Here is a 20,193-nt window from a genome sequence, read left to right on the forward strand (position 1 = left end):
ACATGCCGATCTACGAATACCGATGCACGAAGTGCGACCGCTCGTTCGAGGCGTTCGTGCGCCCCGGCGACGGCGGCGCGCAGTGCCCGCTCTGTCACGGCTCGAAGCTGAAGCGCGAGCTGTCCACGTTCGCGGCGCGCGGCAGTAATGGCGACGGCGCTGCCGCGGCCGCGGATGCGATGGCCAATTCCGGCGCGGCGAACGGCGGCGGATGCGGCGGGGGTGGTTGCGGCGGGGGTGGATGCGGCTGCCACTAGCGCCGTGTTCGTTGTTCGCCCGGTTCAGCTCTCCTTGCGCGCTTCGAATTCTTTTTTTGCCGACGCCAGAAATTCAGGCTGTGCGAGCAAATCGTACGCGGTCATCGCCATCGCCTTCGCCACCCGAATCATCGCATCATAGCCGCGCTTTGAGTCGGCGTGCGCGACGAACGCGTCTTCGTGGCAATTGCCCTCGCCGTGGCGCGAGATCGCGAACGACGGATGAATCGCCGGCATCACGTGACTGACGTCGCCCATGTCGGTGCTGCCGGTGGGCGTGTCTGCCGGGGCTTCGACAGATTTTGCGCCGAGCGCCTCGCTATGCGCGGCGTAACGATGCGCCATGCTGAGATTGTTGATCAGATTCTTGTAACCGCCTTCGACAACGTGTTCGACGCGCGTTCCCGTCGCCATCGCGGCGCCCTCGGCGCATCTGATCACCCGCGCGCCGATTTCATTCGCGTAGCGGCTGGTCCTGGCGCGCGCTAAAAACAGGCACTCGGTGCGCTCCGGGATGATATTAACCGCCTGGCCGCCGTCGGTAATGATGCCGTGGATGCGCGAGCCGTCGCGCAGGTGCAGCCGCATCGCATCGACGCTCTGGAAGGTCTGGATCACGGCGGCCAATGCGCTCGAGCCGTCCCATGGCGCCAGCGCCGCGTGCGCGCCGTGACCATGAAAGGTCAGCTTGAGATGCTGCGTGGCGAGCGCCGGCATCGTGCACGATTCCGTGTCGGTTGGATGCGCCATCATGGCCGCATCGACGCCGCGCAACGCGCCCTTGTCGATCAGGATTATCTTTCCGCCGCCGCCTTCCTCGGCCGGCGTGCCGAGAAAAACGACTCGCCCCGGTAGTTGGCTCGCGATGCTCTTCAAACCGGCGATGGCGCTGAGCGCGGCGCCGGCGATCAGGTTGTGGCCGCATGAATGACCATTGGGCAAGGCGTCGTATTCGGCGAGGATTGCGACCGCGGGACCGCTGGCGCCGAACTCGGCGCGAAACGCGGTCTTGAGTCCACCGACTTCGCGCTCGACCTCGAGCCCCAATTCGGTGGCGGCTTTGGTCAGCAGGCCGGCGGCGAAATGCTCCTGGAACTTGAGCTCGGGATGCTCATGGATTTCGTGGCTGAGCGCGACCGCTTGGTCGCGGTAGTTATCGATTGTGCGACAGATTTCGGCGTGAGCGTCCATCGGTGTGTTCCTCTCGATGCTGAGCAGCATTGTGAATAGCACCGAGCGCGCAAATTATCCAAACTTCGCCGCCGTACGCCCTGCGCCGCCCTGAAACTTTGCCTGCGCGAATTCGTCCAAGATGTGAGAGCATCGGGGAATCAAGAGCCTGGGGAAAACAGACCGGCTTGCCCAACGCAGGATCAAATAGGATCATTACATACGAACGCGTGCCGCTTCGGTGGAGCGCTTGCATCGCGATGACAACGACAACAATTCCGGGTATAGGACGCAGCTTGATTTCCGCGCTCACGGCCGCGGTGATTGGATTGGCGATCGTGATTGGCGGATTCGCGCCCGCCGCGGCGCAGCAGGGCTCATCGATTCCTGCGCCGATCGTGATACCCGGCAGTCAGGGCAGGGAAACCTCGACGCTCGAGCTGCCGTCGATGCCGGCGAAACAGGGCGGTGACTCGCTCAACATCCCGCCGCAGGTTCCGCAAACCGGCCAGGAGTTGGTGCTGCCGATGCGCGAGTTGCGCCAGCAGCCGGGTTACGAGCAGGTCACGGTGACAGTGACCGAACCGAGCGGCACCTACGTCACCGGGCTGCAAAAGGAAGATTTCAAACTCTACATGGACGGGCAGCAGCGCCCGATACAATTCTTTCGCCAGGACCTGAACACTCCCGTCTCGGTCGGCATCCTGGTGGACACTTCGGGCAGCATGACGCCCAAAATTCCGCAGGCGCGGGCCGCGATCGCACAGTTCCTGCGCGATCTGAATGACAAGGACGACGTGTTTCTGTTTGCGTTTTCCAGCCATCCGTTCCTGCTCCAGCCGTTCACGATCAATCACGATCTCGTGATGCGCCGGCTCGCATTGCTGCACGCCTACGGACAGACCGCTTTGTTCGACGTGATCATGCAGGGACTGCAGATGGTGCAACGAGGCCGCTACGACAAAAAAGCGCTGCTCGTCGTCACCGACGGAATGGACAACACCAGCGCCTCGACGGTGAATGACGTCGTCGCCCAGGCGCGGCGAATGGGCGTGCTCGTGTACTCGATCGGAATCGGCGATCCCAACGGGTCCGGTTCCGGGCCTGCCGTCTCGATCGGACCATTCGTGTTCGGCGGCGACGATAGCGAACACGTTGACGCCGAGACCCTGCACACTCTTTCGACCGAAACCGGCGCCAGGACCTACATCATCCGCCAGGCCGGGGACGGAGAGGCTCTGCGTCGCGCGTGCGAGAACATCAGTCTCGAGTTGCGTGAGCAATACACAATAGGATTTCTCGCGCCCGATCCCACTGCGGGCGGATACCGCAGCCTGAGAGTGGACGTTCCCGGCAAATCAGGAGCGGACGTTCGCGTCCGCAAGGGAATCGAAGTCGGCGGGCGCTCGGCGCCGACCGACCTCGATCCGTCGGTCGCCGGCGGACCCTGATCCATCCAGGTCGCCGCTCAGGGCGGCTCGCGCTTATTCGATACAAATGGCGCGACAAATGCGCGATTCGGATCCGGCAGCAGGTTCAGGAATTTCACTTCGGCGAAATCGCCGATGAGCTGGAAACCCGAGAAGGCCGCGTTGTCCACGCGGATCCGCCGGAAGTGCGCGAGTTCGAGCCGCATGAAATGGCACAAAACGGCGCGGATGATGTCGCCGTGCGAGACGAACAGAATCCGCCGGCCGCTATTCGCTCCGACCGCACGGCGCACTGCCTCGACGCCTCGCGATTGCACCTGCCCGATCGTCTCGCCGCCGGGAGTCGGCGCGTCCAGCGGATGATCGCGATAGTTCAGGTAATCGGCATCCTCGACCAAATCGTCGTACACCATCCCTTCCCATCGCCCGTACAGGACTTCGGACAGTTGTGGGTCCTCGGTAACCGGGATGTCGCCGACGCCGGCAGCGATTATCTCCGCCGACTGCCGCGCACGCGCCAGCGGACTCGTGACGATCAACTCGGGCTTTATCAGGCGAGCGAAGGGAATCGCAGCTTGCACCTGCGCGCGTCCGTGCTTATCGAGTTCGATTGGATTTCGGCCCATCACGCGGCCTTCGCGGTTCCATGCGGTCTCGCCATGGCGCATCAAAAGCGCGATTCCCCTCATCCCGGTTGCACCCTTCAGTTTATCCGCGACGTAAAACGGTCCCAGCGCCATCCAAATTGCCTCGGTGATGAAATTCAGCCCCAAAAAAAGGCGGCGGGACCTCGCCCATGAGCGCCCGCCGCAATCAAACCGGATTTTCGACCGTGCCTGCCGGCGCGTGAGTGTTATCGCGCCGACGCTGCCGCGCTCGTATGCGCTGTTTGTTCCGCATGCGCGGCTCCGTTGGCAGTCGCACCCAGACCGCAGAACGCTTCGTAATCGATAAGCGTGGTTTGGCTGGGATGCTCGCTGCAGACGGGGCACTTCGGATCTTTGCGGATCTTCAGAATTCGCACGTAGTCCTTGTCCGACAGCGTGTCGAAGTAAACCATCCTGCCGATGAGCGGAGACCCCGCGCCAATTATCAACTTGATGGCCTCGAGCGCTTCGATCGATCCGATCAATCCCGGAAGCGCGCCGAGCACGCCGGCTTCCGCGCACGACGGCGCCATGTCCGGCGGCGCCGGCTGGGGATACAGGCATCGGTAGCACGGTCCGCCTTTGGCCGGGTAGAAAACCGTCGTGTTGCCTTCGAAGCGGAAAATCGCGCCGTCCACCAGCGGCTTCTTTGAGAATACGCACGCGTCGTTGATCAAATATCGAGTCGGGAAATTGTCGCCGCAGTTCACGACCACGTCGTAATCCTTGATGATGTCCATCGCGTTGTCGGACGTAAGCCGCACGTCGTGACGAATCACCTTGACGCCCGGATTCAGCGCGTTGATTGCCTTTTGCGCCGATTCGGTCTTTGGCATCCCGACGCGATCGGTCGTGTGGATGATCTGCCGCTGAAGATTGGACAGATCGACCACGTCGAAATCCACCAGGCCTATCGTGCCGACTCCCGCCGCCGCGAGGTACAGCGCCGACGGCGAGCCGAGCGCGCCCGCGCCAAGCAGCAGCACTTTGGCGTCGAGCAGTTTTGCCTGTCCCTTCTCACCGACCTCGGGAATTACGAAGTGGCGCGAATAGCGGGTCAACTCCCCGGCTGTAAACGCGCGATCCGCCACCCACGGCAAGCCGCGATCCTTCCACGCGCCGAAGCCGCCCGTCATGTTGTACACGTTTTCGTAACCGAGTTCGCGGATCGTTCGCGCCGCCAGCAGCGAGCGTGTGCCCGACTCACACTGCACAATGATCGGGGTCTTGCGATCGGGGACTTTCTCCTCGATTCTGAGTTCCAGGAAACTGCGGGGAATCGAGACCGCCTGCGCAATGTGTCCCCGCCGCCACTCGTCGCTCTCGCGTACGTCAACCAGCACGGTGCCGGGCTTTTCGATCATCCGGCGCGCTTCGTCGATATCGATCTGCTTAATTGTCGAGCGTGCTTCGTCGAGGATATTCTTCGAAGTTTTCGCCATAAATTCAGCCGGCGGCATGCGACGGAGCCTCGGCCAGCGGGCGCCGCTTGGTGAATTTAATCGCCGCATTGTCGATGTTGATCGAGCACAGCGAGCCGCACATCGTGCAGACGTTGGAACCCGCCGCCTCGCTTTCTTCCTTGTAGCGGCGCGCCTTGTCGGGGTCCATCGCCATCGCGTACATCCCTTCCCAGTTGAGCGCCTTGCGGTATCGCGACATCTGATCGTTCCAGACTTTCGCCGCGCGCACTCCCTTGACCAAGTCGCCCGAGTGAGCCGCGATTCGCGTCGCGATCACTCCTTCGCGCACGTCGTCGATATCGGGCAGCCGCAAATGCTCGGCGGGCGTCACGTAGCACAGGAAATCGGTTCCCGCCGCCGACGCGATCGCTCCGCCAATCGCACCGGTGATGTGATCGTAGCCCGGCGCGACGTCGCAGGTGAGCGGCCCGAGCACATAAAACGGCGCGCCCCCGCAGACTCGCTTCTCGAGTTTCACGTTGGCTTCGATTTGATCGAGCGGCACATGGCCGGGACCCTCGATCATCACCTGCACGCCCATCGCCCGGGCGCGCTCGGTCAATTCCCCCATCAGCAGCAACTCCGCGATTTGCCCGCGATCGGTCGCGTCGCCGGTGGCGCCTGGCCGCAGCCCGTCGCCGATCGATATCGTCACGTCATGCTCGCGCAGCACCGCGCAGACTTCGTCGAAGTGCTCATACAGCGGATTCTCGTTGCCGGTCCGATCGATCCATGCCGCCAGCATCGCTCCGCCGCGCGACACGATGCCTTCGATTCGCCGATGCCCGCGCAGCCGCTTCACGCTCTCGCGCGTGACCCCGCAATGCAGCGTCATGTAATCGACGCCCTGGCGCGCCTGCCGCTCGATTACGTCCAGAAAGAACTCGGCCTCCATCTCCATGATCGTGCGCTCGGAGCCGAGCTGGTAGATGGGCACGGTGCCCAGGATCACGGTGCATCGCGACAGAATCTCCGCGCGTATTTTGTCGAGGTCGGTGCCCGTCGAAAGATCCATCACCGAGTCGGCGCCGTAGCGGATCGCGGTGTAAAGTTTTTCGATTTCCTCTTCGATCAGCTGATGGAAGTTCGAGGCGCCGATGTTGGCGTTGACCTTGGTGCGCAGGCCTTTGCCGATTCCGATTGCTCTGAAATCGTGATGGATATTGTGCGGAATCACGACCTCGCCGGTCGCGACCAGCGCGCGAATGTCTTCGACGGCGAAACCTTCGTCCTCGGCAACTTCGGTCATCTGCCGGGTGATTATTTGCTTGCGGGCGGCCTCAATCTGCGTCATCGCGTCACCTCCGCGGCCGGCACGACGCTCCGGCCCTGAATCCTTAAGTATAGCTCAATCCTCGCCGTACTCGATGCCGTTCTTGTCGCATAGCGCGCGCAGTTCCCGGATCATCCGCTCCGAGCGCGCCAGGTGCGCCACTGCGATAACATTGGCCAGCACCACCAGCGTCAGCGCTCCCGTTGCCCAGTACATGTGGCTAATCACGTCGCCGCCGTGAACTACGCCCACGCCGTTCGCGTAGGCGATGAACAAACCGATCAGACTCGCCACGGTCAGGCCGATAGTCACTCGGGTCATCCGGCTACTTGCCGCTGCGCGCCGGATGCCGGTCGATCACCGTAAGATCGTCAATATGGTCCGGCGCTTCCGCGTAATGCTTGGCCGCCTCGCGATCGGTGAAGGTCTTCATCTCTGGACGCTGCGGATCGTAAACCGCGGCATCCTGTTCGCGGTACCACGCCAACATCTCGTCCATATTGCCGTCGCGGCCTTTCTCGGCCAGCACGCGCGACCGATGCATCAGCAGTTCCTTGGGCTCGACGAAATCCTTGCGGTCGAAACCCCAGATGCGCGGATGAACGTAGGTGTCCATCCGAATCGCGTCGCACGGACATGCCTCGACGCACAGCCCGCAGTAAATGCATCGGAGCGTGTCGATCTCGTAGCGCACCGGAAATTTTTCAACATGCGGATCGGGCGATTCGCCCGCTTCTATATAGATGCATTGCGCCGGACACGCGGTCGCGCACAAAAAACACGCGGTGCATCGCACCGAGGAATCTTCGCGCAGCGTCAGGCGATGGCTGCCGCGAAAATTGTCGGAATAACGCTTGCGCTCCTCCGGATATTGAGTCGTCGAGGTCGCGTTAACGCCGCGCTTCATGCCGAACAGATGGGCGGTATGGAGCCCGAGGTTGCGAAAAAAGTGGTAGTTGGTGATCGCAAGACCTCGTAGGATTTCGGGGATATAAATCCGCTCCCATAAGGTCATTTGTTCGCTTCTCTGCATCTCTAAACCAGCGCCAAAGCCATTGTCTGAACGGGGGTTGCTGCGTTTGCCGGATGGCTCGCCGGACTCCGAAGCTAAACTATAGGGAGTCCTCGGAATTGCAGTCAAGTTAGACGGACGATCCAACCGGACGGCTCTCCTTTCGCCACCGCGCCAGTTCGATTAAACATTGCACGCCATGGTTTCTCCCGGCACCTCCCCTGAGCCCGTGCGCTCGATCACCGCAGCCGAGGCGGCGCACACCATCCTCGCGAGCTTTCTTGGCTGGGCGCTCGACGCCTTCGATTTCTTCATCCTGATTTTCGTCATGCCCGCCGTCGCCAAAGAGTTCCATCGCCCCATCTCGCACATCGCGTTTACGATCACCGCGACGCTCGCACTGCGTCCGCTCGGCGCGCTCGTGTTCGGCTGGATAGCCGACCGTTACGGGCGCCGTGTTCCGTTGATGGTCGATGTCATCTTCTATTCCGTCGTCGAAGTGGCCAGCGGCCTTGCCCCGAGCTACGGATGGTTCCTGGCAATGCGCGCGCTGTACGGAATCGGGATGGGCGGCGAATGGGGCGTGGGCGCGTCGCTCGCGATGGAGGCGGTGTCGCCCCGATTGCGCGGACTTTTTTCCGGCCTGCTGCAGGAGGGTTACGCGGTCGGCTACCTGCTCGCCGCAGCCGCGTTCTTCTTCGTCTTCCCGCACTATGGATGGCGTGCGATGTTCTTTCTCGGCGGCGCGCCCGCCCTGCTGACGATCTACATCCGCGCCCGGGTGCCCGAGTCGGAGGCATGGCAACGCACGCGCCCCGACATGGCGCAGATTCGCCATGCAATTCGCGCCAACTGGAAGTTGTTCCTCTACCTATGCGTGCTGATGACGATGATGAATTTCGCGTCGCACGGCACCCAGGACATGTATCCGACCTTCCTCGAAAAGCAGCGCGGCTTCGACACCCGCACGGTGGCGACGATCGCGCTCATCTATAATGTGGGCGCGCTGCTCGGCGGCCTGACCTTTGGCTACTTGTCCGACCACATGGGGCGGCGTCGCACGATGGCGACCGCGGTGGTATGCGCCGGCCTGGTCATACCGCTGTGGATCTATCCGGGCACGCTCACGGTCCTGACGCTTGGCGCGTTTCTCATGCAGTTCATGGTGCAGGGCGCATGGGGCGTGATCCCGGCGCATCTGACCGAGCTCTCGCCGCCGGAAGTTCGCGGTCTGTTCTCGGGCCTCGCCTATCAAATCGGAGTGTTGCTCGCGTCGGGCGTCGCCGTCAGTGAAGCCTTGCTCGCCGAACGATTCGGCTACGCCGCGACGCTGGCCGGCGTCGCCGCAATCGTGATGGTCTTGGCGACCGTGGTCATCTTGCTCGGCAGCGAGCGCATGGGCCGCGACCTCCATTCCGGCGCTGCCTGAAGCCGCCCGCCGCGCCCGAAATTAGACTGCCCTTCTTCCCGCGCCCCAGTTAGGATGAACTATTCAGCCTGCCCCCGGCAGATGTAGCGTGCTATGCGTACTCTATGGTCAACCGCCAGGATATCCCGTACTCACTGGGGTCGCCCGAAATCAGGCGACCTCCGCTTCCCGCGGAATTAATTTTTGACGGAACGAAGCTAGCCATAGAGCGCAGCCGTCCCAAAACCGCTACGGATGGTATGAATTGCTCTTTTCAGCTCGTTTCGATCAGTCAGAATCGGGCCCGTCGCAGTCTTCCGGTCGCCAAACTCAACCAATACCCAATGTTCTATGCGCTAAGTCCACCCGCGGCGCCAAACATGCCGCGGGCTTTTCCTTCTTTGAGGCCGCAAACCCATGCCTGAACCCTGGCGCTTCGAAAAAATCACTCTCAAGAGTGGACTTGCGATGCGAATCGCCCGCGCCGGCGCAGGTCCGCCGATCATCATGATGCACGGGTTTCCGGAATGCTGGTACTCGTGGCGCCATCAGATGCGCGCGCTTTGCGACCGCTTCGATTGCGTCGCACCCGAGATGCGCGGTTACGGCGAATCCGACGCGCCCGTCGGGGTCGCGAACTACACGCTCGACAAGCTGGTCGGCGATGTCGCCGATCTGATCGAGGCGCTCGGCCATCGGCGCGCCACTGTAGTCGGCCACGATTGGGGCGGCGCCGTAGCCTGGGCGACCGCGATGATGCGTCCCGACGTTGTCGAGCGGCTCATCGTCATGAACTGCCCTCATCTCGAGCGGATGAGTCACGCGCTGCGGCGCAATCCGCGCCAGATGCTGCGCAGCTGGTACATACTTTTCTTTCAGATCCCCCGCCTTCCCGAGTGGCTGTTACGGCGGCGCAACTATGAAGCGCTTGTGAACGCGCTGCGCAACGGTACGCTTCAGAAAAACGTCTTCAGCGAAAGCGATCTCGACTACTTCCGCGCCGCGTTTCGCAATCCCTATTCACTGACCGCCGCGATCAACTACTATCGCGCGAGCTTCCGCACCGGCTTCATGGCCAGGCCCGGCTCCAACCCCTGGATCGACCGGAAGATCTCGGCGCCCACGCTTTTGATCTGGGGCGAGAATGATTTCGCACTCGGGAAGGAACTGACCTACGGGATGGAGGGGCTGTTCACCGGTCCATTTGAGATCAAGTACATCGCCGACTCCGGCCATTGGGTGCAGAATGAAAAACCCGAGCTGGTGAATCAGTACGTCCGCAATTTCCTCGATGGCGGCCGCTAGGCGAGGGTTCCGCCTCCCAGCTCGCTTTTCCCCGGCAGTCGCCGCGCGCGACAACGGAGCGCGGCCTTAACGGTGGGTGCAGGGGTCACCCCTGCCTTTACACCGCTTCGCCCCGTGCTTATCCTTATTTCAGGATCGAAACGCCTTGGACGCCGCCTTTCTCACCGATCCCGGTCAAAATCCCGGATGGTCGTCTGTATAGGAGCTTCCCGGCAAACTCAGAAGGAGGGGCTTTTATGCCCACTAAATTGTATGTAGGCAACCTTGCCTACGCGGTTACGCAGGAAGACCTGGCGGAACTCTTTGCGCAGGCGGGAAAGGTCGAGAGCGCGGTCGTCGTGACCGATAAATTCTCGGGGCAGTCGCGCGGCTTCGGTTTCGTCGAGATGGCGGAGGCGGCCGACGCGACCAAGGCAATCCAGACACTTAATGACACCGACCTGAAGGGCCGAAAGATTAAGATTGACGAGGCTCGCGCCAGCACCGGTGGCCCGCGCGGCGGTGGCGGCGGTGGCGGAGATCGCCGGCGTGGCGGCAGAGAGGGCGGCGGCGGTGGTGGCGGCAGAGAGGGCGGTGGCGGCGGCGGAAATCGCAGCCGCTGGTAGAATTTCGCGTCGCGTATCGCGATTCGACTTATAGCCAGTGAAATAATGAAAAGTTGATTAGTTGAATTGGCGGCGTGGTCGGAGCAAATAGCTCCTGCCGCGCCGCTCTGTTTTCCCACTTCTCACTCACGCATCGAACTGGCTGCGAGCCCCTTCCACACGATTGCTCTTCTGCTATCGTTATGCGCCGACAACGGAACCGAGCCGACCCCAAAACAAGAAACTCTGGATGAATCTGATCGAATGAGAAAAGCAATACTCTCGGTTGCGGCGGCCGCCGTCGCGCTCGCGTCCACGTTCGCTATCCCGCCGAGCGCGTCATCCGCCGACACCGCCGACACCGTACCTTCTGGAACGCTGCGCAACGTCGCCGGCATCGTGACCCACCGCGACGGGCGCGTCGTGCAGGTCGGCACCGCATTTTTCGTCGCCGTGCCGAGCGCGGTATTCCCCGGCCGGTCGTTCGTTTACCTGGTGACCGCACACCACAATCTGCTCGACGATGGCGGCAATCCACGTGCCGGTCTCTTGCTCACGCTCGAGGACGCCAAGACAGGTGCGATGCGCGAGGAGCCGCTGCCGCTTGAAAACCGCTGGGTGCTCGATCCGCAGGAAGAAAAGGCCGACGTCGCCGCGGTTCCGTTCACTCCCCAAAACGCGAGCATCGCGCCCATCGCGCTTGGCTCTCTGCTCGGCAGCGACGATCCGCTCGCCCGGCCCGAAACCGGCGCGCAGGTGTACTACCTGACCGCCGCGACCGTGGGCGTCAACCGCCATCGCTTCGAGGCGCTCGCTCGTTTCGGCCACGTCTCCGTTGCGGCGCCCGCCGACACCGAAGTTATCGGCGCCGGCTTGCAGCAACTCAGCTATCTTGACGGCGGCGGGGCGCCCGGATTTTCCAGCGGCGCCCCGGTCTTCGTCAGCGCCGGGCTTCGCTTTGCGCTATGGGGAATTCTCGAGGCCAACACTTCTCTCAACACCGATCCGGTTTTTTCCGGTCTGGCCGGCGTTCTCCCGGCCAGGTACGTTGCCGATACTGTCAAGGCGATGGGTGTGGTGCAGGACAAAGGGCTGCGCGGCGCCAAGATACCCGAGTGATTTGGGGCGCGCGATGCGGATTGATTCGTACGCCCCATCTCCAGCTATAATGTCGGGCGCTGTCAGTTGATATAGTTGAATACTTGATTTCGCATTGATACGCAGATAGCAGGAATAGTTCGGGCTCCGCGCACAGGAACCCAACCTGACCCGGTAAAATACTCCCCGGTAGCTCAGTCGGTAGAGCGGACGGCTGTTAACCGTCATGTCGCTGGTTCGAATCCGGCCCGGGGAGCCAAGTTAGGATTCCGCCCCCCCCGCCCATCTCTCCCTCGGGAGACTTGTGCGTAACCTGATCGAGCCTTCTGTTTCCTCGCCCTGTTAGGGCGAGGGATGAAGGGGAGAGTGAAAAGTCCTTATACAGCGCGCGATTTTTTTCGCGCGCGATTCAGGATTCTGCCAACACATGACAGAAAAGCCCCTCCAGTTGCATTTCCTCGCGTCGCGCAAGATTACGAAACCGTAAGGTTATGCAACCAGACGATCGCATCATTCGTATCCGATGGTGAATACGATCGTCGAGGTGTGAAGATGAATTCAAAACAAACGGCCACAGTGAGCGCCGGGAGAACCTTGCGAACCGCGATTATCGCGCTTGCCGGCGCATTCGCTCTGACGACGATGACTGGTTGCTTTGCCAGTCCTCGCGCAAACGACACGCTTGCCGGTGCTGCAATCGGCGCCGGCGGCGGAGCGCTGATTGGCGGCGCTGAAGGGTCACCGCTAGCCGGTGCGGTTATTGGCGGTCTCGGCGGTGGCGCAGTCGGCTACATTGTCGGCAGCGAGATGCAGAATCGTGGGTACAACCGCGGATACTACCCCGGCGGATTCTGATCGCCGCCTGGCGCCGCCGCGCCAGTTCCCCGCGTCGAGTTGAATGCGCGCGTTGAAATCGTGAACCGCGCGCGCATCCGTCATGTTCGAATCCGGCCCGGCGAGCCATTCCAAAAGTTCGTAAGTAGAACCCGCTGCGGCCATCTTTCTGCGACGCTCCGGATGACTTGCGCCTCGGTTTCAACTATTTTCCCGACCACATGCTGAAACGTAGCGCTGACGAGGACCGCATCGTGAACGCCCCAGCCCCGATTCTCCGATTCCTTGGCGCTGCCGGCACGGTCACGGGCAGCAAGTTTCTGCTGACGGTCGGAGGCCATCGCGTACTTGTCGATTGCGGCTTGTTCCAGGGGCTCAAGCAGCTCCGCTTGATGAACTGGCAGCCGTTGCCCGTCGATGTGCACGGCATCGACGCCGTTCTGCTGACGCACGCGCACCTTCAAATGCTTCCGCAGGCGTGAAGCTGTACAAGAGCGTCGGCGACACTGTCATGCGGGGCGAGCCGATTTTCGAGATTCACGCCGAAAGCGATTCTCAGCTTCAGGCCGCGCTCGAATACAGCAACTCCGTGCGCCACCTGGTCCGCTACGACGAAGATCCTTAACCTGCCATCTGGAGATGAGATGTGACTCGGGTCATAGCCATTACTTGTGTGACAGATGCGAAACGGAGGTGCTTTGTAATATGGTCTGCACCGGCACGCTCGAATGCTGCGGGGAGCCGATGAAGATCAGGGAAGCGAAGCTGTCCCTGCCATCGTCAGATTAAATTTGATGGCGAACGAGGTTCCAGAGCGCCAGATTCCCAGCCAAGAGGCAGCCGTTGGCGGTTCTGTCCTCGATGTGAATCGCCTCACTGTCAGCTTCGACCACACGGTGATCCTCGCGGACCTCAGTTTCACCGTCGCCCGCGGGGCTTCGCTTGCTGTAATTGGTCCGAACGGCGCCGGCAAAACGGTGCTGTTCCGGGCGCTCATTGGCGCGATTGCGCACGAAGGGACGATCCGCTGGGCGCCGGGCACACGGTTCGGCTACGTGCCGCAGAAACTCGATATCGAGCGCGATCTTCCGATAACCGGACGAGATCTCCTGCGCGCCAAGTTAACGATCGCACGCGCGCGAAAGGAAGATGCACTTCGTGCTCTGGAGCGCGTGGATCTGCGGGAAGAGGTGTTGGTTAAACCGATCGGAAGCATGTCGGGAGGCCAGTTTCAGCGCCTCCTGGTCGCGTTTGCGTTGATCGGGAAGCCCGACGTCCTCCTGCTCGACGAACCGGCGGCGGGTGTCGATGTTCCTGGCCAGGAAGCGCTGAATGCAGCACTTCGCCGACTCCAGCAAGAAGAGGCGATTACGACCCTTCTCATCTCGCATGACCTGAGCGTCGTGTACCACTACGCCTCCACCGTTTTGTGCCTCGCACGGCAACAAGCCTACTTGGGAGCGCCCCAAGCGGTTCTCACGCCCGAGCGGTTGTCGGAAGTCTACGGTACGCCAATCAGCTTTCACTTCCACGATGACCATGGACGCTAGGGCGCTGATTGTGTGCGCCGCAATGTCAGTTGCGGCCGGGCTCGTGGGCTGCTTCGCCGTGATGCGACGGATGACGTTGGCCGCTGACGCCTTCTCTCACGTCGCTTTGCCGGGAATCGGGCTGGCTCTCGTCCTCAGACTCAACCCGCTGCTCGGTGCGCTGGCCGCGCTGCTGGCGGGCGCCGTTTTGATTTGGGCGATTGAGGGCAAGACCAAACTATCGACCGAAGCGATCACGGGAGTCGTGTTTTCAGTCGCGCTTGCCATCGGCAGCCTCACTGCTACCGGCGAAGAACTTATCGACGCCTTATTCGGGACGCCGGGCAGTGTGACGACCGCGGAGACATTGTTCGGTCTGGTCGCCGGCCTTGCGGTGGCTTGTTTCATTTTCAAGGCGCGAGATCGTCTCGTAGTGTCATTGGTCTCGAACGAGGTAGCGATCGCTTCGGGCATTGGCGTCAGGAGCCTGGACCTCGCGTTTCTGGTCGCCTTCGCAGTGACCGTCGCGCTGGGAATGCGTTATCTCGGGGTGCTGCTCATGGGCTCCCTCATCATCATCCCGGCAACCGTTGCCAAGCGTCTCGCGACAAGCATCGACGCCATGTTCGCGATTGCAATCGGAGCTGCGCTCGCCTCCACGCTTCTGGGCAGTTGGATAGCTGTTTTGACGCACCGTCCTTCCGGCCCGGTCATCGTAGCCGTGGCCGGCGGGCTGTTCTTCCTGAGTCTGCTCAAATCATGATGGCTCGCCGGTCCTCTGTGGATAGACATTGATTTGGCTTGCGGCTGCCGGCGCGGACTTTTAGCCTTAGGGTCGTCGTTGTCTCGTGTCATCTCGCGAGGATGGGGGCGCGTTGGATAAGATGAAGCCGCGCGAGTCGATTGCCCGAGCCGTGGCCTGGTTGGCTGCTCTTCGAGGACAGGTTGCGCTCGGGCGGCGCGGCGAGCGTGCTGCTGAACGGCATCTGCGGCGCAATGGCTACCGGATCGTCGCGAGGAATTTTCGCGCCGCCGGAGCGGAAATAGATCTCGTCGCAATGGACGGCGAGACTCTGGTCTTCGTCGAGGTGAAGACGCGCCGCAGCCGCGCGGCGGGTGCGCCCGAAGAGGCGGTCGATGAGCGCAAGCAAAAGCGGATGCGCCGCGCGGCGGAAGTGTTTGCGAGGCGCTATCGCGCGGACGACAGCGAGATGCGCTTTGACATCGTGGCGGTTGACGCGTCGGGCAAGCGGCTGGAAATTGAACTGTTGAGGAACGCATTCTGAATGCTGGATATCAAGCTGATTCGTGAACGCCCCGATTTTGTAAAAGGCGAACTAGCCAAGCGGGGGATCGACCCCGCGGAAGTCGATCGACTACTCGAAGCTGACCAGAAGCGTCGCAAGCTTCAGGACACAGTCGATCGGCTGCGAGCCCTACGCAAACTGCGCGCAAGGGAAGTCGGCAAGCTACCGCCAGACGAGCGCTCGGCCGTGATCGCGAAGATACGAGCAGAAGAAGCGGATGAAGAGAAGCTGACTAAACTTTTCACAGACCCCGCTGGCGTAGCGACTACCGGCAACCCCTCGTTGGAATTGGCCATGCAGCTGGGGCTCGCCGAGCGGAAGGTTGAGGAGTTGGCGCTTACTATGCCCAACATCCCGCGGCCGTATGTCGTCGTCGGCGCCAGCGAGGCCGACAACCGTGTAATCAGAACCGAGGGAACACGGATAGAGTTCACCGCGTTCAAGCCGCTCCCGCATTGGGAACTCGGCGAGAATCTTGGAATCATCGATTTCGATCGCGGAGTAAAACTCTCGGGCACGCGTTTCTATGTCTTGAGCGGCGCGGGCGCAAGGCTCGAGCGCGCGCTGATAACGTGGATGCTCGACGTCAAGCAGGAGCAGGGCTACCTCGAGATAATCCCGCCGCTGATGGTGACTCGCGAGACGGCCACGAGCACCGGGCATCTCCCAAAGAACGCGGACACGATGTACCACGACGAAGAGGATGACTTCTGGTTCATCCCGACCGCCGAGGTTCCGCTGACCAGCCTCCATCGCGACGAAACTCTCGACGAAAATCGCCTGCCAATTTACCTGACCGCATATACGCCGTGCTTCAGGCGCGAGAAGATGTCGGCCGGGCGCGACGTGCGCGGCATCAAGCGCGGGCATCAGTTCGACAAGGTCGAGATGGTCAAGCTGGTTCGCCCGGAAACGTCGGACGATGAATTTCACAAGATGGTGAACGATGCCTCGGAGATATGCCGGCGGCTGAAAATTCCGTTTCGCGTCGTCGAACTGTGCACGGCCGATCTGAGTTTCGCGAGCGCGGTCACTTATGATCTGGAAATGTGGGCGCCGGGATGTGCTGAATGGCTCGAGGTCAGTTCCATTTCCAACTGCACGGACTTTCAGGCACGCCGCGCGAAGATTCGTTTCAAAACCAAGGGCGGCAAGCCCGAGTTGCTCCACACCCTCAATGGTTCAGGGCTGGCGTTGCCGCGGACTCTGATCGCGGTGCTGGAAAACTACCAGAACGAGGACGGCAGCGTGACGATTCCCGAGGTCTTGCGGCCTTATATGGGCGGAGTGGAACGGATAACGAAAAATTAAATGCGGAACCCACCGTGGGTTCCGCACCTCCTTGGGCAGGGGGCAGCCCCTGCCGCTTTCGCCGAAGATTCGCGGGTTCATTGCGATTTTCAGCCTCCGTAACATTCCCGCAACATTCGATGCGTATGATTGTGACGACGGTCAGTCCGGTCGCGATGTAGTGATCGGCTCCCGATGTGAGTGCGGTAAAAAATTCTGAAGGAAGAGTTCGCTTGTCCGAATTAGAAGGTTCGATGGCCGACAGCATTCCGGCGGTCCGACACGAGCGCGCGAGGGCGCCCGTGCAGGTGCGTCTGTTCGGCGATCGAATTTTCAACACCGCGACATTTATTCTTGCGCTGTCGATTCTCGCGTTGCTGTTCGGACTTGCGGTTGCGCTGATTGCCGACAGCTTTCCTGCGATTCGGGCGTTTGGTCTGCATTTTTTCATCAGCGCAGATTGGGATCCGGTTAATGAACAATACGGCGCGCTGCCGTTCATCTACGGGACGTTCGTTTCGTCGTTCATCGCGTTGGCACTCGCGGTGCCGCTAAGTCTCGGCGTCGCGCTGTGCCTGAGCGAGATGGCGCCCGACTGGTTAAGCCATCGGCTGGGCTTCCTGGTCGATCTTCTGGCCGCAATTCCCAGCGTCGTGTACGGCCTGTGGGCCGTGTTCGTGATGGGTCCGTGGATTCGCGACCACGTCGAGCCGCCGTTGGCGCATTGGTTCGGCTGGCTGCCGTTGTTCCAGGGGCCCAAGGTGGCAGTCGGGATGCTTTCGGCGGGGATAATCCTCGCGATCATGATCATCCCGTACATTTCGTCGGTTTGCACCGACGTCTTTCGCGTCGTGCCGCATACGCAGCGCGAGGCCGCGCTCGCGCTTGGCGCGACCAAGTGGGAGATGGTCAAGACGGCGGTGATCCCGTACGGCATGACGGGCGTCATTGGCGCGATAATCCTGGGGCTGGGCCGCGCACTCGGCGAGACGATCGCGGTGGCGATGGTAATCGGCAACTCGGCGCAGATTTCCGCGTCGCTGTTCAAGCCGGCGGCGACGCTTGCCAGCGTAATCGCCAACGAATTCGCGGAAGCCACCTCCGACCTGTATGTCGCCGCGCTAATCGAACTGGGACTGGTGCTGCTGATTCTCGGAATCGTGCTCAACGTCGTGGCGCGCGCGCTGGTGCTCGTCGTGCAGCAGCGCCGCTATCGGGAGACGGGCAAGTAATGGCGGCCGGCGTCAGCAATCTTCACGGCGAGACCAGCTATCGCTATCGCAAGTTCAAGAGCGATTCGATGATGGCGATCACGGTCGGCGCGACCATCCTGACGCTGATCCCGCTGTTCCTGGTGCTTGGCTATCTGCTCACCAAGGGTGTCGCGAGTCTGAACTGGGCGTTCTTCACGCACATGCCCGCGCCGGTCGGCGAAGCGGGCGGCGGGATGGCCAACGCGATCGTCGGCACGCTGGAAGTGGTGGGGATCGCGTGCCTGATTGGGGTGCCGATCGGGGTTGGCGCGGGTCTCTACCTGGCGGCGAATCGCGCGAGCCAGTTCACCAACTGGGTGCGTTTCTCGGCCGACGTCCTGATGGGTGTGCCGTCGATCGTGGTGGGAATCTTTGCCTACGCGGTGATCGTGCGTCCGTTCGGCGGGTTCTCGACGCTGGCCGGTTCCGTCGCGCTGGCGGCGATCATGATTCCGCTGGTCACGCGCACCACCGAAGAGATGGTGCTGCTGGTGCCGCCCGAACTGCGCGAGGCGTCGCTGGCGCTGGGCGTGCCGCATTGGCGCACGACGCTGTCGGTGGTCGCGCGCACGGCGCTGTCGGGAATCACCACCGGCGTCATCCTGGCGGTGGCCCGAGTCTCGGGCGAGACGGCGCCGCTGCTGTTTACGGCGTTCGGCAACCGGTTCTGGTCAACTTCGCTGTTTCATCCGATCAACACGCTGACGGTTCAGGTTTACACTTATGCCATTTCGCCCTTCGCCGACTGGCAGCGGCAGGCGTGGGCGGGCGCGCTGGTGCTGACGGGCATAATTCTCGCGCTCGAGCTGGGCGTGCGATGGGTGACGGGCGGGGCGGCGAAAGCGCCAAGGTAGCCATGGCTGAAAAGCTGGTCGTCAAAAATCTCAACGCGTACTTCCACAAGAATCGCGCGCTTCACGATGTCAGCCTTTCCTTCGAGCAAGACCGCATCGCCGCGATCATCGGACCGTCGGGATGCGGCAAATCGACGCTGGTGCGATGTCTCAACCGGATGCATGAGGTGGTGCCCGGCGCGACCGCGACCGGCGAGGTGCTGCTCGACGGAAACAACATCTACGCCGACGGCGTCGATCCGGTGCAGGTGCGGCGGCGGATAGGGATGGTTTTCCAGAAGCCGACTCCCTTTCCAACCATGTCGATCGAGGACAACGTCGCGGCGGGGCTGACCCTCAACGGGGTGCAGATAAGCCACGCCGAGCGCCATGAGGTAATCGAGCGAAGCCTGCGCCAGGCGGCGCTTTGGGAAGAGGTGAAAGATCGCCTGCGGCGGCCGGGCGGCAGTTTGTCGGGCGGACAGCAGCAGCGCCTGTGCGTGGCGCGCGCGCTGGCGGTTCAGCCCGAGGTGCTGTTGATGGACGAGCCATGCTCCGCACTCGATCCGATCTCGACCGCGCGCATCGAAGAACTATTGCTGGAACTTAAGTCGGCGTACACTATCGTTATCGTGACCCATAACATGCAGCAAGCCGCCCGCTGCTCCGACATGACCGCCTTCATGTACACCGGCGACCTGGTCGAATATGGCGAGACCAAGCAGATATTCACGAACCCCACCCGGCGCGAGACTGAAGACTATATCACCGGGCGATTCGGCTGATATCGGGGAAGAGTAGAATGGATAGCACCCAGCCGCAGCATACCAACAGGCAGTACGAAGAGGATTTGCGCGGCTTGCGCGCCGGTCTGCTCAAGATGGGCGGATTGGTGGAGCGTCAAATCGCCGAGGCGGTCGATGCACTGGTTAATCGCGACAGCGAGCACGCCCGCGAGGTGATCGCGCGCGACGAAGAAGTAAATCGGATGGACAACGATATCGACGAGCAGTGTATCCGGCTGCTCGCGCTGCATCAGCCCACCGCCAGCGATCTGCGCTTCATCACCACGGGACTGAAGATCACGACCGACCTGGAACGAATCGGCGACAACGCGGTCAACATCTGCGAGCGCACGCTGGAACTGAACGAAGTTCCGCAGCTCAAGCCCTACATAGACTTGCCGCGGATGGCGGAGATCGCGCAGTCGATGGTCAGGGACAGTATCGACGCGTTCATGCGCGACGACACCGACCTCGCCGACCAGGTGATCGCGCGCGACGACGAAGTCGATCTGCTCAACTACCAGGTCTATCGCGAGCTGCTCAGCTACATGGCCGAGGATCCGCACACGATCGGGTCCGCGACGCGGCTGCTGTTCATTTCCAAGTATCTCGAGCGTATCGCCGATCACGCGACCAACATCGCCGAAATGGTGACGTTCATGGTCAAGGGCAAAATGATCCGTCACGACGAAACCAGGAAGCGGGCAACTTGATT

The 20,193-nt window shown here is 61.7% G+C and carries 22 protein-coding genes, 1 tRNA gene and 1 pseudogene; 18 read left to right on the forward strand and 6 right to left on the reverse strand.

Features of this window, described 5'->3' with window-relative positions:
• Positions 1 to 2: 2 nt before the first annotated feature.
• Positions 3 to 257 (forward strand): FmdB family zinc ribbon protein, encoded by a 255-nt coding sequence (locus tag ABR989_RS06375; protein WP_428126700.1) that lies wholly within the window; start codon positions 3 to 5, stop codon positions 255 to 257.
• A 24-nt stretch (positions 258 to 281) separates the two neighbouring features.
• On the opposite strand, the gene ABR989_RS06380 is transcribed toward ABR989_RS06375, so the two are convergent.
• The gene (locus tag ABR989_RS06380; protein WP_428126703.1) at positions 282 to 1,448 is read right to left on the reverse strand and encodes a M20 family metallopeptidase; all 1,167 of its coding nucleotides are present in this window, start codon (positions 1,446 to 1,448) and stop codon (positions 282 to 284) included.
• Positions 1,449 to 1,687: 239 nt separating this feature from the next.
• Between ABR989_RS06380 and ABR989_RS06385 the strand changes: the two genes are divergently transcribed.
• The gene (locus ABR989_RS06385; RefSeq protein WP_428126704.1) at positions 1,688 to 2,878 is read left to right on the forward strand and encodes a VWA domain-containing protein; all 1,191 of its coding nucleotides are present in this window, start codon (positions 1,688 to 1,690) and stop codon (positions 2,876 to 2,878) included.
• 17 nt (positions 2,879 to 2,895) lie between these two features.
• On the opposite strand, the gene ABR989_RS06390 is transcribed toward ABR989_RS06385, so the two are convergent.
• The 5 genes from ABR989_RS06390 to ABR989_RS06410 all read right to left on the reverse strand — a co-directional run bounded on the left by ABR989_RS06390 (position 2,896) and on the right by ABR989_RS06410 (position 7,255).
• Positions 2,896 to 3,597, reverse strand: coding sequence for a histidine phosphatase family protein (locus tag ABR989_RS06390; RefSeq protein ID WP_428126706.1), 702 nt, complete (start codon positions 3,595 to 3,597; stop codon positions 2,896 to 2,898).
• A 113-nt stretch (positions 3,598 to 3,710) separates the two neighbouring features.
• Positions 3,711 to 4,946 carry a molybdopterin-synthase adenylyltransferase MoeB gene (moeB, locus tag ABR989_RS06395; protein WP_428126708.1) on the reverse strand — a complete coding sequence of 412 codons (1,236 nt, stop codon included), beginning with the start codon at positions 4,944 to 4,946 and terminating at the stop codon, positions 3,711 to 3,713.
• 4 nt (positions 4,947 to 4,950) lie between these two features.
• Positions 4,951 to 6,261 carry a phosphomethylpyrimidine synthase ThiC gene (gene thiC / locus ABR989_RS06400; protein WP_428126710.1) on the reverse strand — a complete coding sequence of 437 codons (1,311 nt, stop codon included), beginning with the start codon at positions 6,259 to 6,261 and terminating at the stop codon, positions 4,951 to 4,953.
• 54 nt (positions 6,262 to 6,315) lie between these two features.
• Positions 6,316 to 6,561 carry a hypothetical protein gene (locus tag ABR989_RS06405; protein ID WP_428126711.1) on the reverse strand — a complete coding sequence of 82 codons (246 nt, stop codon included), beginning with the start codon at positions 6,559 to 6,561 and terminating at the stop codon, positions 6,316 to 6,318.
• A 4-nt stretch (positions 6,562 to 6,565) separates the two neighbouring features.
• On the reverse strand, positions 6,566 to 7,255 hold the full coding sequence (locus ABR989_RS06410; RefSeq protein ID WP_428126713.1) for a NuoI/complex I 23 kDa subunit family protein: 690 nt from the start codon (positions 7,253 to 7,255) through the stop codon (positions 6,566 to 6,568).
• Positions 7,256 to 7,451: 196 nt separating this feature from the next.
• Here ABR989_RS06410 and ABR989_RS06415 point away from each other — a divergent pair, with 196 nt between their 5' ends.
• From ABR989_RS06415 to phoU, 16 genes and pseudogenes are all read left to right on the forward strand, one after another.
• On the forward strand, positions 7,452 to 8,681 hold the full coding sequence (locus ABR989_RS06415) for an MFS transporter (protein ID WP_428126715.1): 1,230 nt from the start codon (positions 7,452 to 7,454) through the stop codon (positions 8,679 to 8,681).
• Positions 8,682 to 9,077: 396 nt separating this feature from the next.
• The gene (locus ABR989_RS06420) at positions 9,078 to 9,965 is read left to right on the forward strand and encodes an alpha/beta fold hydrolase (protein WP_428126717.1); all 888 of its coding nucleotides are present in this window, start codon (positions 9,078 to 9,080) and stop codon (positions 9,963 to 9,965) included.
• A 236-nt stretch (positions 9,966 to 10,201) separates the two neighbouring features.
• On the forward strand, positions 10,202 to 10,570 hold the full coding sequence (rbp, locus tag ABR989_RS06425; protein WP_428126719.1) for an RNA-binding regulator: 369 nt from the start codon (positions 10,202 to 10,204) through the stop codon (positions 10,568 to 10,570).
• A gap of 243 nt (positions 10,571 to 10,813) precedes the next feature.
• On the forward strand, positions 10,814 to 11,668 hold the full coding sequence (locus tag ABR989_RS06430; protein ID WP_428126720.1) for a hypothetical protein: 855 nt from the start codon (positions 10,814 to 10,816) through the stop codon (positions 11,666 to 11,668).
• A 162-nt stretch (positions 11,669 to 11,830) separates the two neighbouring features.
• Positions 11,831 to 11,906 (forward strand) — tRNA-Asn (locus tag ABR989_RS06435).
• A gap of 293 nt (positions 11,907 to 12,199) precedes the next feature.
• Positions 12,200 to 12,502, forward strand: a complete 303-nt coding sequence (locus ABR989_RS06440) for a YMGG-like glycine zipper-containing protein (protein ID WP_428126722.1) — start codon at positions 12,200 to 12,202, stop codon at positions 12,500 to 12,502.
• A 200-nt stretch (positions 12,503 to 12,702) separates the two neighbouring features.
• Positions 12,703 to 12,942: pseudogene (locus ABR989_RS06445) on the forward strand (MBL fold metallo-hydrolase); the annotation flags it as partial.
• Between the two features lie 17 nt (positions 12,943 to 12,959).
• A complete protein-coding gene (locus ABR989_RS06450) occupies positions 12,960 to 13,106 on the forward strand; it encodes a hypothetical protein (protein ID WP_428126724.1) in 147 nt (48 codons plus the stop codon).
• A 169-nt stretch (positions 13,107 to 13,275) separates the two neighbouring features.
• Positions 13,276 to 14,031 (forward strand): metal ABC transporter ATP-binding protein, encoded by a 756-nt coding sequence (locus ABR989_RS06455; RefSeq protein ID WP_428126725.1) that lies wholly within the window; start codon positions 13,276 to 13,278, stop codon positions 14,029 to 14,031.
• A gap of 22 nt (positions 14,032 to 14,053) precedes the next feature.
• On the forward strand, positions 14,054 to 14,773 hold the full coding sequence (locus ABR989_RS06460) for a metal ABC transporter permease (RefSeq protein WP_428126726.1): 720 nt from the start codon (positions 14,054 to 14,056) through the stop codon (positions 14,771 to 14,773).
• 121 nt (positions 14,774 to 14,894) lie between these two features.
• Positions 14,895 to 15,296 carry a YraN family protein gene (locus ABR989_RS06465; protein ID WP_428126813.1) on the forward strand — a complete coding sequence of 134 codons (402 nt, stop codon included), beginning with the start codon at positions 14,895 to 14,897 and terminating at the stop codon, positions 15,294 to 15,296.
• On the forward strand, positions 15,297 to 16,628 hold the full coding sequence (gene serS, locus ABR989_RS06470) for a serine--tRNA ligase (RefSeq protein WP_428126728.1): 1,332 nt from the start codon (positions 15,297 to 15,299) through the stop codon (positions 16,626 to 16,628).
• A 233-nt stretch (positions 16,629 to 16,861) separates the two neighbouring features.
• Complete coding sequence (gene pstC, locus ABR989_RS06475) at positions 16,862 to 17,839, forward strand: phosphate ABC transporter permease subunit PstC (RefSeq protein WP_428126729.1); 978 nt, start codon at positions 16,862 to 16,864, stop codon at positions 17,837 to 17,839.
• Positions 17,839 to 18,714: a phosphate ABC transporter permease PstA gene (pstA, locus tag ABR989_RS06480; RefSeq protein ID WP_428126731.1), complete on the forward strand. Its 876-nt coding sequence runs from the start codon at positions 17,839 to 17,841 to the stop codon at positions 18,712 to 18,714. The genes pstC and pstA overlap by 1 nt, the downstream gene beginning before the upstream one ends.
• A gap of 2 nt (positions 18,715 to 18,716) precedes the next feature.
• A complete protein-coding gene (gene pstB, locus ABR989_RS06485) occupies positions 18,717 to 19,478 on the forward strand; it encodes a phosphate ABC transporter ATP-binding protein PstB (protein ID WP_428126733.1) in 762 nt (253 codons plus the stop codon).
• 17 nt (positions 19,479 to 19,495) lie between these two features.
• On the forward strand, positions 19,496 to 20,191 hold the full coding sequence (gene phoU, locus ABR989_RS06490) for a phosphate signaling complex protein PhoU (protein ID WP_428126735.1): 696 nt from the start codon (positions 19,496 to 19,498) through the stop codon (positions 20,189 to 20,191).
• Positions 20,192 to 20,193 lie beyond the last annotated feature (2 nt).

The organism is Binatus soli (SeqCode), assembly GCF_050015535.1.
Taxonomy (GTDB): Bacteria; Desulfobacterota; Binatia; order Binatales; family Binataceae; genus Binatus; species Binatus soli.

Bases quoted from the DNA above. Each gene is read 5' to 3' on its own strand.
- pstC (WP_428126729.1), top strand. From the start codon at position 16,862: ATGGCCGACAGCATTCCGGCGGTCCGACACGAGCGCGCGAGGGCGCCC.
- ABR989_RS06460 (WP_428126726.1), top strand. From the start codon at position 14,054: ATGTCAGTTGCGGCCGGGCTCGTGGGCTGCTTCGCCGTGATGCGACGG.
- phoU (WP_428126735.1), top strand. From the start codon at position 19,496: ATGGATAGCACCCAGCCGCAGCATACCAACAGGCAGTACGAAGAGGAT.
- ABR989_RS06375 (WP_428126700.1), top strand. From the start codon at position 3: ATGCCGATCTACGAATACCGATGCACGAAGTGCGACCGCTCGTTCGAG.
- ABR989_RS06465 (WP_428126813.1), top strand. From the start codon at position 14,895: ATGAAGCCGCGCGAGTCGATTGCCCGAGCCGTGGCCTGGTTGGCTGCT.
- serS (WP_428126728.1), top strand. From the start codon at position 15,297: ATGCTGGATATCAAGCTGATTCGTGAACGCCCCGATTTTGTAAAAGGC.
- pstA (WP_428126731.1), top strand. From the start codon at position 17,839: ATGGCGGCCGGCGTCAGCAATCTTCACGGCGAGACCAGCTATCGCTAT.
- ABR989_RS06410 (WP_428126713.1), bottom strand. From the start codon at position 7,255: ATGACCTTATGGGAGCGGATTTATATCCCCGAAATCCTACGAGGTCTT.
- ABR989_RS06390 (WP_428126706.1), bottom strand. From the start codon at position 3,597: ATGGCGCTGGGACCGTTTTACGTCGCGGATAAACTGAAGGGTGCAACC.
- ABR989_RS06440 (WP_428126722.1), top strand. From the start codon at position 12,200: ATGAATTCAAAACAAACGGCCACAGTGAGCGCCGGGAGAACCTTGCGA.
- ABR989_RS06415 (WP_428126715.1), top strand. From the start codon at position 7,452: ATGGTTTCTCCCGGCACCTCCCCTGAGCCCGTGCGCTCGATCACCGCA.
- moeB (WP_428126708.1), bottom strand. From the start codon at position 4,946: ATGGCGAAAACTTCGAAGAATATCCTCGACGAAGCACGCTCGACAATT.
- ABR989_RS06380 (WP_428126703.1), bottom strand. From the start codon at position 1,448: ATGGACGCTCACGCCGAAATCTGTCGCACAATCGATAACTACCGCGAC.
- ABR989_RS06455 (WP_428126725.1), top strand. From the start codon at position 13,276: ATGGCGAACGAGGTTCCAGAGCGCCAGATTCCCAGCCAAGAGGCAGCC.
- ABR989_RS06430 (WP_428126720.1), top strand. From the start codon at position 10,814: ATGAGAAAAGCAATACTCTCGGTTGCGGCGGCCGCCGTCGCGCTCGCG.
- thiC (WP_428126710.1), bottom strand. From the start codon at position 6,261: ATGACGCAGATTGAGGCCGCCCGCAAGCAAATAATCACCCGGCAGATG.
- pstB (WP_428126733.1), top strand. From the start codon at position 18,717: ATGGCTGAAAAGCTGGTCGTCAAAAATCTCAACGCGTACTTCCACAAG.
- ABR989_RS06385 (WP_428126704.1), top strand. From the start codon at position 1,688: ATGACAACGACAACAATTCCGGGTATAGGACGCAGCTTGATTTCCGCG.
- rbp (WP_428126719.1), top strand. From the start codon at position 10,202: ATGCCCACTAAATTGTATGTAGGCAACCTTGCCTACGCGGTTACGCAG.
- ABR989_RS06405 (WP_428126711.1), bottom strand. From the start codon at position 6,561: ATGACCCGAGTGACTATCGGCCTGACCGTGGCGAGTCTGATCGGTTTG.
- ABR989_RS06420 (WP_428126717.1), top strand. From the start codon at position 9,078: ATGCCTGAACCCTGGCGCTTCGAAAAAATCACTCTCAAGAGTGGACTT.